This window comes from Pontibacter qinzhouensis (assembly GCF_008017455.1).
GTDB classification, from domain to species: domain Bacteria; phylum Bacteroidota; class Bacteroidia; order Cytophagales; family Hymenobacteraceae; genus Pontibacter; species Pontibacter qinzhouensis.
The window spans coordinates 13,351-28,301 of the sequence record NZ_VRTY01000002.1; the positions used below are offsets into that span (position 1 = coordinate 13,351).

The 14,951-nt window shown below is 46.8% G+C and carries 10 protein-coding genes; 6 read left to right on the forward strand and 4 right to left on the reverse strand.

Annotation, left to right across the window (positions count from 1 at the left end; translation table 11 throughout):
• Positions 1 to 881: 881 nt before the first annotated feature.
• From adhE to FVR03_RS00695, 3 genes are all read left to right on the forward strand, one after another.
• Positions 882 to 3,683: a bifunctional acetaldehyde-CoA/alcohol dehydrogenase gene (adhE, locus tag FVR03_RS00685; RefSeq protein ID WP_255473984.1), complete on the forward strand. Its 2,802-nt coding sequence runs from the start codon at positions 882 to 884 to the stop codon at positions 3,681 to 3,683.
• 453 nt (positions 3,684 to 4,136) lie between these two features.
• Positions 4,137 to 5,435 carry a class II aldolase/adducin family protein gene (locus FVR03_RS00690; RefSeq protein WP_147919833.1) on the forward strand — a complete coding sequence of 433 codons (1,299 nt, stop codon included), beginning with the start codon at positions 4,137 to 4,139 and terminating at the stop codon, positions 5,433 to 5,435.
• A gap of 162 nt (positions 5,436 to 5,597) precedes the next feature.
• Positions 5,598 to 6,773, forward strand: coding sequence for an iron-containing alcohol dehydrogenase (locus FVR03_RS00695; protein WP_147919834.1), 1,176 nt, complete (start codon positions 5,598 to 5,600; stop codon positions 6,771 to 6,773).
• A gap of 213 nt (positions 6,774 to 6,986) precedes the next feature.
• Here the strand turns inward: FVR03_RS00695 and FVR03_RS00700 are convergent, their stop codons facing one another.
• Positions 6,987 to 7,670, reverse strand: a complete 684-nt coding sequence (locus tag FVR03_RS00700; protein WP_187269982.1) for a hypothetical protein — start codon at positions 7,668 to 7,670, stop codon at positions 6,987 to 6,989.
• Positions 7,671 to 8,381: 711 nt separating this feature from the next.
• Positions 8,382 to 9,422 carry an aspartate--ammonia ligase gene (asnA, locus tag FVR03_RS00705; protein WP_147919835.1) on the reverse strand — a complete coding sequence of 347 codons (1,041 nt, stop codon included), beginning with the start codon at positions 9,420 to 9,422 and terminating at the stop codon, positions 8,382 to 8,384.
• 554 nt (positions 9,423 to 9,976) lie between these two features.
• Between asnA and FVR03_RS00710 the strand changes: the two genes are divergently transcribed.
• The 3 genes from FVR03_RS00710 to FVR03_RS00720 all read left to right on the forward strand — a co-directional run bounded on the left by FVR03_RS00710 (position 9,977) and on the right by FVR03_RS00720 (position 12,924).
• The gene (locus FVR03_RS00710) at positions 9,977 to 10,393 is read left to right on the forward strand and encodes a DoxX family protein (protein ID WP_147919836.1); all 417 of its coding nucleotides are present in this window, start codon (positions 9,977 to 9,979) and stop codon (positions 10,391 to 10,393) included.
• A gap of 227 nt (positions 10,394 to 10,620) precedes the next feature.
• Positions 10,621 to 12,093 carry an SDR family oxidoreductase gene (locus FVR03_RS00715; protein ID WP_147919837.1) on the forward strand — a complete coding sequence of 491 codons (1,473 nt, stop codon included), beginning with the start codon at positions 10,621 to 10,623 and terminating at the stop codon, positions 12,091 to 12,093.
• A gap of 216 nt (positions 12,094 to 12,309) precedes the next feature.
• Positions 12,310 to 12,924: a porin family protein gene (locus FVR03_RS00720; protein ID WP_147919838.1), complete on the forward strand. Its 615-nt coding sequence runs from the start codon at positions 12,310 to 12,312 to the stop codon at positions 12,922 to 12,924.
• A gap of 23 nt (positions 12,925 to 12,947) precedes the next feature.
• Here FVR03_RS00720 and FVR03_RS00725 read toward each other — a convergent pair whose 3' ends face one another.
• Together FVR03_RS00725 and FVR03_RS00730 are read right to left on the reverse strand one after the other, a co-directional pair.
• Entirely contained in the window at positions 12,948 to 13,841 is an 894-nt protein-coding gene (locus FVR03_RS00725; protein WP_187269983.1) for an MORN repeat-containing protein, read from the reverse strand.
• 295 nt (positions 13,842 to 14,136) lie between these two features.
• Complete coding sequence (locus FVR03_RS00730) at positions 14,137 to 14,946, reverse strand: DUF2490 domain-containing protein (RefSeq protein ID WP_147919840.1); 810 nt, start codon at positions 14,944 to 14,946, stop codon at positions 14,137 to 14,139.
• Between the last annotated feature and the right edge of the window lie 5 nt (positions 14,947 to 14,951).

A 14,951-nucleotide genomic window follows, 5' to 3' on the forward strand; every position in this document is an offset into this window, starting at 1 on the left:
GGTGCTAAAAAAGGTTTCTATTTAACTGTAAAAGTAGATGTTATTCCCAACATTTTCTACGACTTCAAAAATTCCATTAAAAGGAGGAGTTCTTTGTGGTGTCTTCAGCAAAATTGGAGTGTGGTAAGAAGATTCGTATGTCAAACTATTTTCTATAGCCGCATCACAACTGGAATTTTTCTAATGAAATTAGCCTCCAGAAGAAATTTTAAAGATTTCAGTCAAGGGTAGCGCTTGTGATTTGATTTAAATAATAAAAGAGAAGTTTTACTGTTGCACTGCACCGTTATGAAGCAGGGGCTGGAAATTGATAGCCACTTCATAACAATCATTAATAATGACAAGAAGCCTACACTAATTACCTCCCCAACCCAAAGCTCACACTTTTAACCCTTGACAAAAAATACATCAAATTTCTTCTGGAGGCCAATTTTATTAGAATAATCTGGTGGTTTTAGTTTTTGAAGGCTTGTGCTTCAGGAGTGATAATAATCAATAGGATAACTGATCTCCGTCATTAGAATTATACGGTTCCTGGAGTTCCTTTACAGAGTCAAAAACAACAACCACTCACAACACAAACTAGTACCCATTCCTAAAAAAACTAAACCAGATGCCTATGTAGTGTTTAAGAAGTAGCGCCACGGGTCGCTGTAACGAACCTGAAAACCACAAAGTAGCCTGTTCCACAAAAGCAGAAATTAGTCCTTTAAGACATAGCCTGGCAGCTTTTCGTGCCAACCGTTGTGCTAGTGCTGCAACATGTAACGGGCAGAGTTTGCCTAAGATCCCGTTGATCTCTCAGAAGAAGGGACAAAGCCTGCCGCCCCACCCGCGGTAGCCGTGCATGCGATAGAGATAGTGTTGATGCAACAAGTTCGGTGCTGCTTTCCAGTACAGAACAAGGCCATCATCCTGAAAATTCTAGTCCAACAACCAACCCAAAACAGTTAAACTTTTCGCATGCCCATTACTGCCGGAAAAGACATGGCAGGGGAGCTGCATGTACAAAAAAGGAGAACGTTGCCATGAAAGTAACAACAGTAAAAGAATTAACCACCCGAATCGAAAAGCTGCGCGAAGCACAGAAAATCTATTCTTCTTACTCACAGGAGCAGGTAGATGAAATTTTCCGTCAGGCTGCCATTGCTGCCAACAACGCCCGCATTATACTGGCTAAAATGGCCACTGAAGAATCGGGCATGGGGCTTGTGGAAGACAAAGTTATTAAAAACCATTTTGCTTCGGAGTATATCTACAACCAGTATAAAGATGAGAAAACCTGCGGTGTAATAGAAACGGATCAAGCCTTTGGCATAACCAAAATAGCCGAGCCAATCGGTATTATTGCGGCGGTGGTACCTACTACCAACCCGACATCTACCGCTATTTTTAAGGCGCTTATTGCGCTTAAAACCCGGAACGGCATTATTTTTTCGCCGCACCCAAGAGCTAAAAATGCCACCATTGCCGCTGCCAGAATCGTGCTCGATGCCGCTGTAAAAGCAGGTGCGCCGGAAGGTATTATCGGCTGGATTGATGAGCCTTCTGTAGAGCTGTCGCAGGTAGTGATGGCCCTCTCTGACTTAACGCTGGCAACCGGCGGGCCGGGCATGGTAAAAGCCGCTTACTCTTCCGGTAAACCTGCCATTGGAGTAGGAGCCGGTAACACACCTGCCATTATAGACGAAACTGCGCATATTAAGATGGCGGTTAACTCTATTCTGCTATCCAAAACCTTCGATAATGGGGTGATCTGTGCCTCCGAGCAATCGGTGATCGTGCTGGATGAGGTGTATGAGGAAGTAAAAAAAGAATTCTCAGAACGTGGCGCTTACATCTTACAAGGCGAGGAAGTTAAAAAAGTAGGCGACATTATACTCATAAAAGGCGTGCTGAACGCCAACATTGTAGGCCAGTCTGCTGCCAAAATAGCTGCCCTGGCTGGTGTTGGTGTGCCGGAAGAAACTAAAATTCTGATTGGCGAAGTAACATCTGTTGAGCTGGAAGAGCCTTTCTCTCACGAAAAACTATCGCCGCTGTTGGCTATGTACCGGGCCACAGACTTCGAGGATGCCCTGCAGAAAGCAGTACGCCTGGTAGAACTTGGCGGCTTTGGCCACACTTCGGTGCTGTACACCGACCAGGTAAAATCTGCTGACCGTATTCAGAAATTCGGGGCCTCTCTTAAAACCGGTAGAACCATCATTAACATGCCTTCTTCTCAGGGAGCTATCGGCGATATCTACAATTTCCGGCTGGCCCCATCGCTCACGTTGGGTTGCGGTAGCTGGGGCGGTAACTCCGTGTCAGAAAACGTAGGAGTAAAACATTTGCTAAATATTAAGAGCGTAGCCGAAAGAAGAGAAAACATGCTGTGGTTCAGAGTTCCAGAAAAAATTTACTTTAAATACGGCTGTCTGCCAGTTGCCCTCCGCGAACTGAAAGAATTAGGTAAGAAACGGGCGTTTATCGTAACCGACAAAGTACTCTACAACCTGGGCTTTGCCACCACGGTAGAGAAGGTGCTGGACGAAATGGGCATCGAGTACAAAGTCTTTTTTGATGTGGCTCCGGACCCGACTTTGGGAACCGCCAGAAAAGGTGCCGAAGAAATGATCAGCTTCCAGCCAGATACCATTATTGCGCTGGGAGGTGGTTCTCCTATGGATGCCGCCAAAATTATGTGGGTACTATATGAGCACCCCGAAGTTCTGTTCGAAGACCTGGCCATGCGGTTCATGGATATTCGCAAACGCGTGTACAGCTTCCCGAAAATGGGAGAGAAAGCCATGTTCGTGGCCATTACCACCTCGGCTGGCACCGGCTCCGAAGTTACCCCGTTTGCCGTTATTACCGATGAGGCCACCGGCGTAAAATACCCGCTTGCCGATTACGAGCTGACTCCGGACATGGCCATTGTTGATGCGGAGCTTATGATGCAGATGCCAAAAGGCTTAACCTCTGCCTCTGGCATAGATGCCCTGACCCACGCCCTGGAAGCCTATGTGTCGGTGCTGGCATCGGAGTATACGAATGGCCTGGCACTCGAGGCGATACGGCTCATCTTTAAATATTTGCCGGCAGCTTACACAGAGGGTACCACCAACATCAAGGCCAGAGAGAAAATGGCGCATGCCTCTACCATTGCCGGCATGGCCTTTGCCAATGCTTTCCTGGGGGTTTGCCACTCGCTGGCGCACAAGCTTGGTGCCACGCACCACATTGCGCACGGTGTTGCCAATGGCATGCTCATAAGCGAAGTTATCCGGTTTAATGCCGTAGACAACCCCAGAAAGCAGGCGGCATTTCCGCAGTACAAGTACCCGAATGCCAAATGGCGTTATGCCCGCATAGCCGATTACCTGTGCCTGGGGGGTAACACCGAAGATGAGAAAATCGAGTTACTGATTGCAGCGATAGAGGAACTGAAAGCGAAAGTAGGCATTCCGAAATCAATCAGAGAGGCTGGTGTAGCCGATACCAGGTTCTATGCTTCGCTGGACGAAATGTCGGAGCAGGCTTTCGATGACCAGTGCACCGGGGCCAACCCACGCTATCCGCTCATCAGCGAACTAAAACAAGTTTACATCCATGCCTTTGAAGGAAGACCAGCAGCACCAGTAGCCGTTGCTCTCCAGAAGGACATAGAAAAAATAGAAGAAGAACCTGTTGAAGCTTAAGTCTTAATTTTTGCCCTTTTTATTGTTTCATGTGCTAGTTTACCTTTCGTGGCCTCTCCTGAGTTTCGGGAGAGGTCACAAAGTGTAAATCCTGCAGAAGCAAGTAAAGGTTTGACTTTTAAGCAGTAAAATACGCCTATACCTTTAAAACTACATCTACAATTCACACTTCCAATAAGAGGTCCACATATCTTAATCAGGTTAGGCATTTGAAAAACAGATGTTTACATGGCTAAGTTAAGCCTATTTCTAATTTTACAAGGGCACGCGCTACCTGCAGAGGAATAAAGCTGAAATGTATGAGCAGGCTTTCAATTATTCGAATGAAAACAGCCTCCGGAAGACTTTTCGCCGGAAATGTCTCAAGGGTCTGACTCACATTTTGTAATGGCATACAGGTTAGTGCCAGTTAAAAAGCAGCCGCACGAACCACGGTATTTTCGATAAACGATTATGAAAGAAGTATTAAATACGCAGCTACTGCACCCCCGCGAACAGATTGCTTTGATAATGGGGAGGATATATAAAAGAGGCCTCACGACCACATCAGGTGGCAATATTTCGCTACTCGACGAGAACGGCGACATCTGGATATCACCGGCAGGTGTAGACAAAGGAGCCTTGCAGCCGTCAGATATCATGTGCGTGAAAAAAGACGGTACAGTAGTAGGTCCTCACAGGCCATCCTCTGAGTTCCCGTTTCACAAAGCCATCTACCAGATTCGTCCTGATATTAAAGCCATTGTACATGCACACCCGCCTGCATTGGTGTCGTTCAGCATTGTGCGTGCCATACCCCGAACAAACGTTATTTCGCAGGCAAAGCATGTGTGCGGCCCTATTGGTTATGCACCTTATGAACTACCAGGCAGTGCTGCGCTGGGCGCGAAAATAGCTGAGGAATTTCTGAAAGGGTTTAAGGCTGTAATAATGGAGAACCATGGTACCGTAGTAGGCGGTGCCGACATGATGGATGCATTCCAGCGTTTCGAAACACTGGAGTTTAGTGCGAGAGCCCTGCTATACGGAAAACAGGTAGGAGAACCAACTTATTTGTCTGATGAAGAAATAGATGCTTTTGAAATGCAGATTCCGCACCTGCTGCCTGAAATGGAGGAGGTGAGCCACCCTTCCGATGAGCGGGAGAAGCGCAAGGAGATCTGTAAGATTGTGCACCGGGCCTGTAACCATGGCCTCATGATCAGCTCCTACGGCACGGTATCGGTACGCTGGCGAGATAATGACTTTCTGATAACGCCAACCGGTGTGCCACGCTGGGATATACAGCTGGAAGATATTGTGCTGATAAAAGACGGTAAACGGGAACCGGGTAAAATGCCTAGTCGCACCACCTACCTGCACCAGGAAATCTATGCCCGCCACCCCGAAATCAACTCCATTATCCTGACGCAGTCGCCTTACCTGATGGCTTTTGCCGTGACTGGCGCTCCCTTTAATGTGCGCACCATTCCTGAAAGCTGGATTTTTCTGCAGGACGTGCCTTCGCTGCCGTTTGGTATTCAGTTTAAAGGCAGAACCGAAATTCCTGAGATTTTATCGCCTGCTAACCCTGCCGTTATTATCCGGAATGACTCGGTGCTGGTAACAGGCGACAAGCTGCTCCAGACCTTCGATAAGCTGGAAGTGGCAGAATTCAGTGCCAAATCGCTGGTGATGTGTGCGCCTCTGGGGAACCTGGTGCCGATCAGCAACGAGCAGGTAGAAGCGTTACGCGCCGCATTTTTAGCCTGAAATTGCAGCCGGATACCTGCACCTGCCTTCAATCAATTTTTTCAGTAACAAAACAGCTGGTGGAAGAAGGAAGTAAACCCTGCGCATTCGGGTAAATGGCCGGTACTATCTGGCAGTTTTCCTGAAAGGCAGAATTAAGAACACAAATTAACTTTTATACTCATGGAAACTGTAAGACGTATTTACTGGCCGGCCATTAACCTGATAGGGCCTGGCGCTGTACGCGAAATCGGCATCGAAATTAAAAAACTAGGCCTCCGGAGGTTACTGCTGGTAACAGACAAAGTGCTACGGGCGGTGGGCATCGTGAACAGGGTAACGGAAGTGCTGGAGAAAGCCGGCATCAGCTATGTTATTTTCGATGATGTAAAACCGAACCCAACCACACAAAACATAAAAGATGGCCTGAAAGCGTACAAAGCCAGCTCCTGCGATGGTATTTTATCGGTTGGAGGAGGTTCTCCGCAGGATGCAGCCAAAGCCATTGGCATACTTTTTACCAACGGGGGCGACATTACACAGTACGAAGGCATCGGAAAATCCATGAAAAAATCGGTGCCGCTTATTGCCGTTAACACCACTGCGGGTACAGCATCTGAGGTAACCATAAATTATGTGATAACCGACGAGGTGCGCAAAATTAAGATGGTGATCGTGGACCCGAACTCGCTGGCTACAGTTGCTGTAAACGACCCGGAACTGATGCTGGGCAAACCGGCAGGCTTAACCGCAGCCACCGGCATGGACGCCCTGACACACGCCATAGAAGCCTATATTACCAAAGGCGCTTTCCGGCTCTCCGATACGCTGGCCCTGGAAGCGATAAAACTAATCGGCGAATCGTTAGAAGCTGCTGTGGCGGATGGCAAAAACCTGGAGGCAAGGTCTAAAATGGCCTGGGCATCATATGTGGCCGGGCTGGCATTTTCAAACTGTGGTCTGGGAATTGTACACTCCATGGCGCACCAGCTCGGCTCTGAGTACGACCTGCCGCACGGTGTGGCGAATGCCTTGCTGCTGCCCTTTGTAGAAGAGTATAATGCAGTGGTTTGCCCAGAGAAGTTCCGTAATATTGCTATTGCCTTAGGCCGCGATGTAGAGGGCCTGAGTGTGGAAGAGGCAAGTCAGGAAGCTATTCAGGCGTTGAAAGAGATGGCTAAAAAACTCCAGATTCCGAACCTGGCCGACACACCTTTTAAACCGGAAGATATTGAAAGACTTTCGGAGCAAGCCTTCGCAGATGTGTGCACAGGCGGCAACCCCCGAGAAGTTACTGTGCAGGAAATCATGGCGATCTTCAGGAGAGCCTATGAGGTGGAGGCGCTTGAGCCTGCATAGTGTGTTGTAATGCTCCGGTGGGTATTGCAAGTTTCCCACCGGAGTTTACTTCAAGAGCTTATAAATTTTAGTAGTAGAGTGTTACCCTTGGCTTTTAAAGGTACTATTCCCTTCTGAAGGCTATTTTCATTTGAATAATTGCCCCCTTGCTGATGAGGTTGGTTAAAGGTTGTAAAGCCTATTCAACTTTTAACTCTTAACTTGAAACAAGCTTTATTTAACCAGGTTTCTTTTTAACTGCTCCAGTTCCAGCGACAGCTCCTGGTTCAGGTTCATTTCAGTTTGCAGCTCGCGCTTTATCTTTATTTCACGTTCGCGGGCAGTCTTCTTATATTCAGTCAGCTCCTGTTCTATGGCGTTGTAGCCGTTTTGCTTTTCTACTGCAATAACGTTGTTGCGCTTGTATTGCTGTATTTTTATGGCCAGCATCACCAGCAGCGCCAGAATAATAATGGCCGTTAAAATAACATAAAACTGCTTTTTCATATCGATGCCCAGCACCGAAAGGCTGTTAACATCATGCAGACTCTGCTGTACCTGTTCTTCTTTCTGCTGGTTCTCCAGTTTCAGGGCGGCCAGCTGCTTTTGCTGTTCCTGAATGGTGGCCTCTGCTTTGGCTAAATTACCTTCGGCATTTTTCTTGTCGTCTATCAGGCCTTGCTCAGTGGCTTTTATGGTTTGCTGCACGCTCTTCCAGAAAGCATCGAGGGCACTTACATTTACTACTTTATATTCTCTGTTTCCTTCGCGGTAGGAGTTAGAACCTTCTTTCAGGTTGTTGAATTGCCGGGCAAGCGGGGCAGGAGAGGCAGGTTCTTTGGTGGTGGTTTGCTGTGCGTTTGCTGTACTTAAAGTAAATAAAAACAAACAAAATAATGGGTATAAGAGAGTTTTCATACGTGTAATTATAAAGTTTGACTTATTGAAAACTGGGTAAAGTTAAAAAAATATATGTTAGTAAAAAGGCTTATGCGCCCTTTGGGTCTCACTCTCGCCTTAACTTCTGTTTAAAACACCAAAACCACCTTTATATTGTTATAATATAAAAGTATTTAGCCTCTGAGTTCGCTGCTGAGGATTGTAAGATGTTTGAATTCAATCAATTAAATCTGAATTTGTGTGGGCACCGCTTGGCAGAACTGCAACATCTGAAGCTACTCTTTGGCAGAAGTTCGTCGATTAAAAGCTGTCGATGATTTGTTTTTAATATTACCAGTGTTTCTTTGTAAGAAACTGATTAATAAAAAGTTAACTCTGTAGCGTGCCTGTAGGTGTGAAGCATGTTCTAAGAAAGGTGTAAAACAGATCTAATAACAGATCTATTTGAATGGCAGGTGCAGTCATGAGGTACTTTCTTTTTCTATTCCTATTTCAGCATTATAGTCTGAATTGGCTGCTAGCCTCACCTGCAGACAAGGAAAATTAGCTTGGTGGCCCTCGCTCACAAGAACCAAAAGGAATGACCGTAGAGAGCTGACGGAGGAACACGTATGAATTTGTTTAGCCGCTCCGCTTAAATTATTCAAATAAAAACGGCCTTCAGAAGCTATTTGGGGTTTTGGGTGCCAAGGGTTGCGGGTTCAGCTAAGGCAAAAAAAAGCTGCTTTGTTAAAGCAGCTGTATGCGGTGTTTGGCGCAAGTCTCTATTACCTCATCGGGCCAGATGCTGGACTGCACCTCGCCAATATGGGCTTTCCGCAGAAAGAACATGCACAACCTCGATTGACCAATGCCACCGCCAATGGTTAAAGGCAGCTGGTCGTTGAGTAGCAGCTGGTGCCACATAAGCTGCGCGCGCTCCTCGCAGCAGGCAATGCTTAGTTGCTTTTTCAGCGCCTCTTTGTCTACCCGAATACCCATAGAAGAAAGCTCGAAGGAGCGATTCAGGATGTTGTTCCAGACAACGATATCGCCATTCAGGCCTTTATATTCACCTTCCGAGGTGGTGGTCCAGTCGTCGTAGTCGGGGGCGCGGCCGTCGTGTTTCTTGCCGTGCGCCAGTGTGCCGCCTATGCCGATAATAAAAATGGCGCCATGTGCTTTAGCAGCCCTGTCTTCTTTTTCTTTAGAGCTGAGGCCTGGGTACTGGTTCTCCAGCTCCTGGGCATGTATAAACGTGATCTTCTCAGGCAGCTGTGGTGTCAGCTCCGGGTATTCTTCATAGAGCAGGTACTCCGTACGTTTCATAACCGAGTAAATTTTTGAAACGATGCGCTTAAGAAATGCCAGGTTGCGTTCTTCTTCAGAAATAACCCGTTCCCAATCCCATTGGTCTACATACAAGGAATGCACATTGTCGAGGTCCTCATCCGGGCGAATGGCGTTCATGTCGGTATAGAGGCCGTAGCCAACCGGTATTTCCAGCTTCTTCAGGTTCCAGCGTTTCCATTTGGCCAGCGAGTGCACAATTTCGGCATGCGTTTCGTTCATGAACTTTATCGGAAAACTAACAGGGCGCTCCACACCGTTCAGGTCGTCGTTTATGCCGGTGCCTTTTAAAACAAACAGGGGAGCCGTAACTCTGCGTAGCCGCAGCTCCGCCGATAGTTGCTGCTCAAAAAAGTCTTTGGTGAGCTTTATGGCTTTTTCGGTGCGGGTAGGGTTCAGAATAGGATCGTAATTGTCTGGTATAAACAAGTGTTCGTTCATGTAAGCGCTGGTTCTAAAACTAGTAACGGGTTAAGGTATAGGCTGCTCCTGCAGCTGAAATGCCAACTCAAGGGTATATTTCATAGGAGTTGGCTTAACTTCCGAAAGTTAGTAAAACTTTATATAATTGCTGCCTTCCTTTTAAACTTTACATTTATAAGTAAACAGTTTTATTAATTTGGTAGCATGCTGCACCTGTTCTAACTGCTGTGGGGATGCAAAATTTCAGGAAGGTAAGTTGCCATTATTCTGCTGAAGCAGTCACTGGTTTAGGCAGATAGGGTAAGGGAGTGATTGGTGAGGCCGCAACAAAGCTAAACTACAACAGGTTGAAAAGCTTAGGAATAGTTCGAATCTTGAGTGAGGCGTTTTGCTCCTGGTTTTTGCTTTCTTGAGTTTCAGAAATTCTAAATTTTAGAAGCTGTTTCGTAAAGTAACTTTATTATTGCTGGTTTAGAAGCTGTTAACTTATGAAGTGAATCTACGTTTAGAGTTTTCAGGCACTTATGCGCAAACAATTAAGCCTTACAGCAACTCTAAAAAACAACTAGACCATGGAAAGATTTTTAGCACCACTGAGCCCTTATCTTTATGCCATACTCAGAATTGTGGCCGGAATAATGTTTGCGATGCATGGTAGCCAGAAATTATTTGGAATACCAGGCGATAAAGACCCTGTAGAGCTTGCCTCACTTATGGGAGTGGCTGGCGTTATAGAGCTGGTAGGCGGCATTTTAATTGCCATAGGGCTATTTGCGAGCATAGCGGCTTTTATTTGCAGCGGCCAGATGGCGGTGGCATTCTTTATGTCTCATTTCCCGCAAGGCTGGAACCCGCTCCTGAATGGTGGCGAGTTATCGGTGCTCTATTGTTTCCTGTTTCTATATATTGCTTCGCGCGGAGCCGGCATCTGGAGCCTGGATTCCCTCCTGAGCAAGACCAAACGGAAAGACTCGCATCGGTTTGCTTAGAAAGCAGACCTAAATTATTCAAATAAAAATAGCCTTCAGAAGATTTTTCAGCCAATTTCTTCAAAGGGTAATTTCCTGTTACTGTTTTCTACTTTTGCCACGCTGCAGGGTAAGGCCACAGGAGCAGTCATCCTCAACGCCAGCCAGGGTTAAAACCTTTGCTGGCGTTTTTAGTTTTGGTATAGGAGCCCTGCGGTAGGTGCCCCGCGTACGTAGCCAATCATCGGATGAGAATATTATTGACAGGAGCCAACGGGTATATCGGTAAACGGGTGTTGCCTTTGTTGCTGGAGCAGGGGCACGAGGTCGTTTGCTGTGTAAGAGACAAAAACCGCTTTCCGACAGAAGGCATTTTCAGCCATGAGAATATAACGCTGGTCGAAATCGATTTTCTGAAAGAACCCGTGTGGCAGGAGGCGCTGCAGCAAATTGATGTAGCCTATTACCTGATACACTCCATGAGCGACAATTCCCCGCACTTCGAAAAGCTGGAGGAGCAGTCGGCACGGCATTTTGTGGAGTTGGTAAACCAAACAGAGGCACAGCAGATTATATACCTCGGAGGTATTATTAACGACGAAACACTCTCGAAACACCTGGCTTCCAGGAAAAAGGTAGAGGAGGTGCTGCGGTCTGGTTCAGTACCGGTTACGGCCCTTAAAGCTGGCATAATTGTAGGTTCCGGCAGTTCCTCCTTCGAAATAATAAGAGACCTGACCGAGAAACTTCCGGTTATGATTACGCCTAAATGGTTGAAGACCAGAACACAGCCAATCGCTATCCGGAACGTGTTAGAATATCTGGTGGGCGTGCTGCTGCAACCTCAAACATATGGGCAGTCGTACGATATTGGCGGGCCAGATGTGCTGACTTACAAGCAGATGCTGCTGCAGTTTGCGAAGGTTAGGGAGCTGAAACGCTTTATTTTTACAGTGCCTGTCATGACGCCGCGCCTGTCTTCGTACTGGCTTTATTTTGTTACATCTACTTCCTATAAACTGGCAACAAACTTGGTTAACAGCATGAAGGTAGAGGTGGTGGCAAAGCCTAACAATCTGAATCAACTGGTAAATGTAAAGCTGCTCACCTACAAGCAAGCCGTTGAACTGGCTTTTCAGAAAATAGACCAGAACAGCGTCGTCTCCAGCTGGAAAGACTCGCTCATATCGAGCTACAGGGGCAGTTCGCTGGTGGAGCATATTCATGTGCCAACGAACGGCTGCTTTTTCGACAAACGGCTTAAAATAATTACCACCGAAGAAGAGCAGGTGCTGCAGAACATCTGGTCGATAGGAGGGAAGCGCGGGTGGTACTATGGCAATTGGCTGTGGTCTATTAGAGGGTTTATGGATAAAATGGTTGGTGGCGTAGGCTTGCGCAGAGGCCGAACAAACCCTAACACCATCCACTCCGGCGATACCCTTGATTTTTGGCGGGTGCTGGTGGCAGACAAACAGACAAAGCGCCTGCTACTGTACGCCGAAATGAAGCTTCCTGGTGAGGCCTGGCTGGAGTTTAAAATAATAGAAAAGGCAGGAGGCAGGTTTCTGCAGCAAACGGCCACATTCCGGCCAAAAGGATTGCTGGGCCGTCTGTACTGGTATGCTGTGCTACCATTCCATCATTTTGTGTTCAACGGCATGTCTACGAACCTGATTGGCTACAAAATGCAAGACGCAGCAGCTCAGCCTACACTTTAATATGGTCAGCCAATAGTGTAAATCGTAAGGCAGCTTCACTTCATTTCTTTCAGCTCTTAAAATTCTGTTATCAAGCAAAAGGCGGGCAGTGTTTGAATCAGTCTTTTCGCAGCTGGTATTGAATATTAAATTTTCGAAAGGCTGTCTAGGATGTAGGCACGGTTGCATCTTTGTAGGCTAATTTCAGTAAACCTATTAAATTGCTAAATTTGCAGCATGAAAAAACTGAGTTTCCTTTTTTGCTTTATCAGTACAACAATATTTTTTAATTTAGAAGTGCAGGCGCAGGAAGCGCAGAGTTTTGGTTTTAAGGTGGGAGTGGCCGTGGGTACTTTATCACATCAGCCAAGTTTAAACCCGCAGCCGGGGCTACAGGTAGGGGCTTTTGCCAAACTTGGCGGCCGCGACAGGCCTTTTTTTAAAGGAGAAGCCTTATTCACTCAAAAAGGCTCCCGCACCTGGGGCAGCGATCCTACAGATAATTTCAGGCTCTACTACTTCGATCTGCCCTTAATGCTGGGCACAGATCTGTATAAAGGCGTAACCGTGACCGCTGGCATACAGCCAAGCCTGTTGCTGGCTGGCACGCACCGTTCTGAGGAAAACGGCAACACGAACTCCAGGGGCATCAGGAGCGATTTGCAGAAGTTTGATTACTCGCTGCTGGTGGGGGCAGAGTATTTTGTGAGGGAGAATATGCTGGTGGGGCTGCGCTACAACCACGGGTTTGTACCTATTCAGTCGTTAAGGGGCCAGTTTACCATTAATAACCAGGGGCGCACACTGGCTAACCATGTGGTTACGGCTTATCTGGGGTTTGTGCTCCGGTAAGCTACCTTAAGTAGCAAAGGCAGCTATAACTGAGCTGCCTTCGCTACTTCGTCGTTTTTCCATTCGCCCTGCACAATTATTTTTCCTTCTTTGTCGTATAAAACGCCTTTTCCGTTGCGGGCATCGTTAGCCCAGTCGCCCACATATTTGTCGCCGTTAGGCCAGTAGTAGGTGCCTTTTCCTTCTCTTTTCTCCTCTACAAAATCTCCTTCGTACACTTCGCCTTCTACCCATTTGTAAGTGCCTTTGCCGTGTTTTTTGTTGTTCTTCCATTCGCCATCGTATACACTGCCGGTGGCGTGGCTGCCGATGCCTTGTCCGTTGGCTCTACCGTTGCGCACCTCCCCAAAGTAATTTATTTTAGTGCCGTTGGCGTTATGGAAGGTTAACCGCTCTATGCGTGGAACTGCAGCCAGCTCCTGGTCTTTTTTCTTCAGTTGGTTCTCCAGGGCCTCAATACGGTTAGTGAGTACGGTCTGCAGCGAGTCGGCAGCAGACTCGTGCTGCAGTTCCAGTGACGTTATTTTAAGACCGAGCATATCCTGGCTGAACTCCGCTTTTTTCTGTGCCTGCTCTGTCTGCGTTTTCAGCGACTGACGGAATTCGGCCATCTGTTCGATTATCTTTTTGCGTTCGGTCACAAACTGAGCACTGTAGGCACCATTCGGAATTGCCTGGTAGGCAGCCATAGCAGAGTCGTAGTGGCCGTTTATAAACAGTTCATCAGCCTTCGATTTCTGGACCACCGAATCCAGGCGGGTTTTCAGATTGTCTACCATTTCCTGGTTGTAGGTGTTGGTAGCGTTAGCCGATTTATAGGCCCTAAAATATTTAAAAGAAAAGCCCACCGATACCAAACTAATAACTAAAAGAATAGCGAAGAATAGTATTCTGGAAAATTGCTTTTTAGAATTCATATTACAAAATAATTTATGTATCTGGTAGCGCTCCATTTGCTCTGGTAGTCGCTACTTTAATTACGAAAACTGTTGTTCACTTTCTGCTTGCTTTTACATATACCCTTGACCTTAAACCTGCTCAAACACTTCTGAAGGGCATTTTTATTTAAATAATTGGTAATTGGTTTAAGGGCTAAATTGTTATCTGGAATGTGGGTTCTAGTCGTTTGCTTGAGTATTTGATGCTTCCTGGCTGGCAACATTTTCTAAATTGTAGAACGGAGGCTGCTCCCTTAACTATTGGGTTAACAGGCTAATCGAGTAACCTGACGGAGTGTACTTTTTTCTCGTCTTTTCTGAAATCGAGGGAGATGTAGGCGCTGATTCTAGCTACCCAGCGTTGCCTGTACACGCTGCCATCGCTTAAGTTCTGGCCTGTGGCGTACATCATGCCAGCCGAATAAGTTACCCGTGGGCTGCTGATGTAGGCCAAAGAAGGGTATATTCTTAAATCTTCTAATGGGCTGTCTATTACTGTTTTGCCTGTCTGCATTATTATCTCCACATCGGGGTTAAAATAAATGGTGCCGGGGCTTAATGTCTTTTTGTTCAGCGGAAACTTTGCATAAAATTTATAGCGCCAGCGATTTCTGAAAATCCAGTCATCATCGAAGCTGTTCGATTTGCTCCACCGGTGTTCAATCCGGATGCGGTGGTAAGCCTGAAACCTCGGGAAGGGCATAACAAAAAGGTACTCGTGCCAGATGCGTGGTTCGTGCATCACCTCCTTGTAGTTATCGTTGCCAGGGTTTGGTGTAAAGTTGAGGCGCAGCACCCCACCAAACGACATGTTGAAGGTAGGAGAATACAGGTAGGTAATAGCGTGCCGATTATAGATCTGTTCCATTTTTCCTACAAACTCCTGGCCTTCGTAGTCCCCACGGCGGTAGTGCATTTCGGCGCGCCAGAAGAACTTTTCTGACAAGCGGAAGTTGTTATAAAATCCGATCCAGAGGTTCGTGTTCCAGTTATCAGAGTCTCGGGTGCGTTCTTCCTGCGCCGACACAAGTGTAGGAACAGTCAGGCAAACCAGCCAAAATACCACACAAATACTTTTTCTCATAAAAC

Excerpts from the sequence above, each read along its gene's own strand:
- FVR03_RS00690 (WP_147919833.1), top strand. The coding sequence starts at position 4,137 with ATGAAAGAAGTATTAAATACGCAGCTACTGCACCCCCGCGAACAGATT.
- FVR03_RS00695 (WP_147919834.1), top strand. The coding sequence starts at position 5,598 with ATGGAAACTGTAAGACGTATTTACTGGCCGGCCATTAACCTGATAGGG.
- FVR03_RS00700 (WP_187269982.1), bottom strand. The coding sequence starts at position 7,670 with ATGAAAACTCTCTTATACCCATTATTTTGTTTGTTTTTATTTACTTTA.
- asnA (WP_147919835.1), bottom strand. The coding sequence starts at position 9,422 with ATGAACGAACACTTGTTTATACCAGACAATTACGATCCTATTCTGAAC.
- FVR03_RS00710 (WP_147919836.1), top strand. The coding sequence starts at position 9,977 with ATGGAAAGATTTTTAGCACCACTGAGCCCTTATCTTTATGCCATACTC.
- FVR03_RS00715 (WP_147919837.1), top strand. The coding sequence starts at position 10,621 with ATGAGAATATTATTGACAGGAGCCAACGGGTATATCGGTAAACGGGTG.
- FVR03_RS00720 (WP_147919838.1), top strand. The coding sequence starts at position 12,310 with ATGAAAAAACTGAGTTTCCTTTTTTGCTTTATCAGTACAACAATATTT.
- FVR03_RS00725 (WP_187269983.1), bottom strand. The coding sequence starts at position 13,841 with ATGAATTCTAAAAAGCAATTTTCCAGAATACTATTCTTCGCTATTCTT.
- FVR03_RS00730 (WP_147919840.1), bottom strand. The coding sequence starts at position 14,946 with ATGAGAAAAAGTATTTGTGTGGTATTTTGGCTGGTTTGCCTGACTGTT.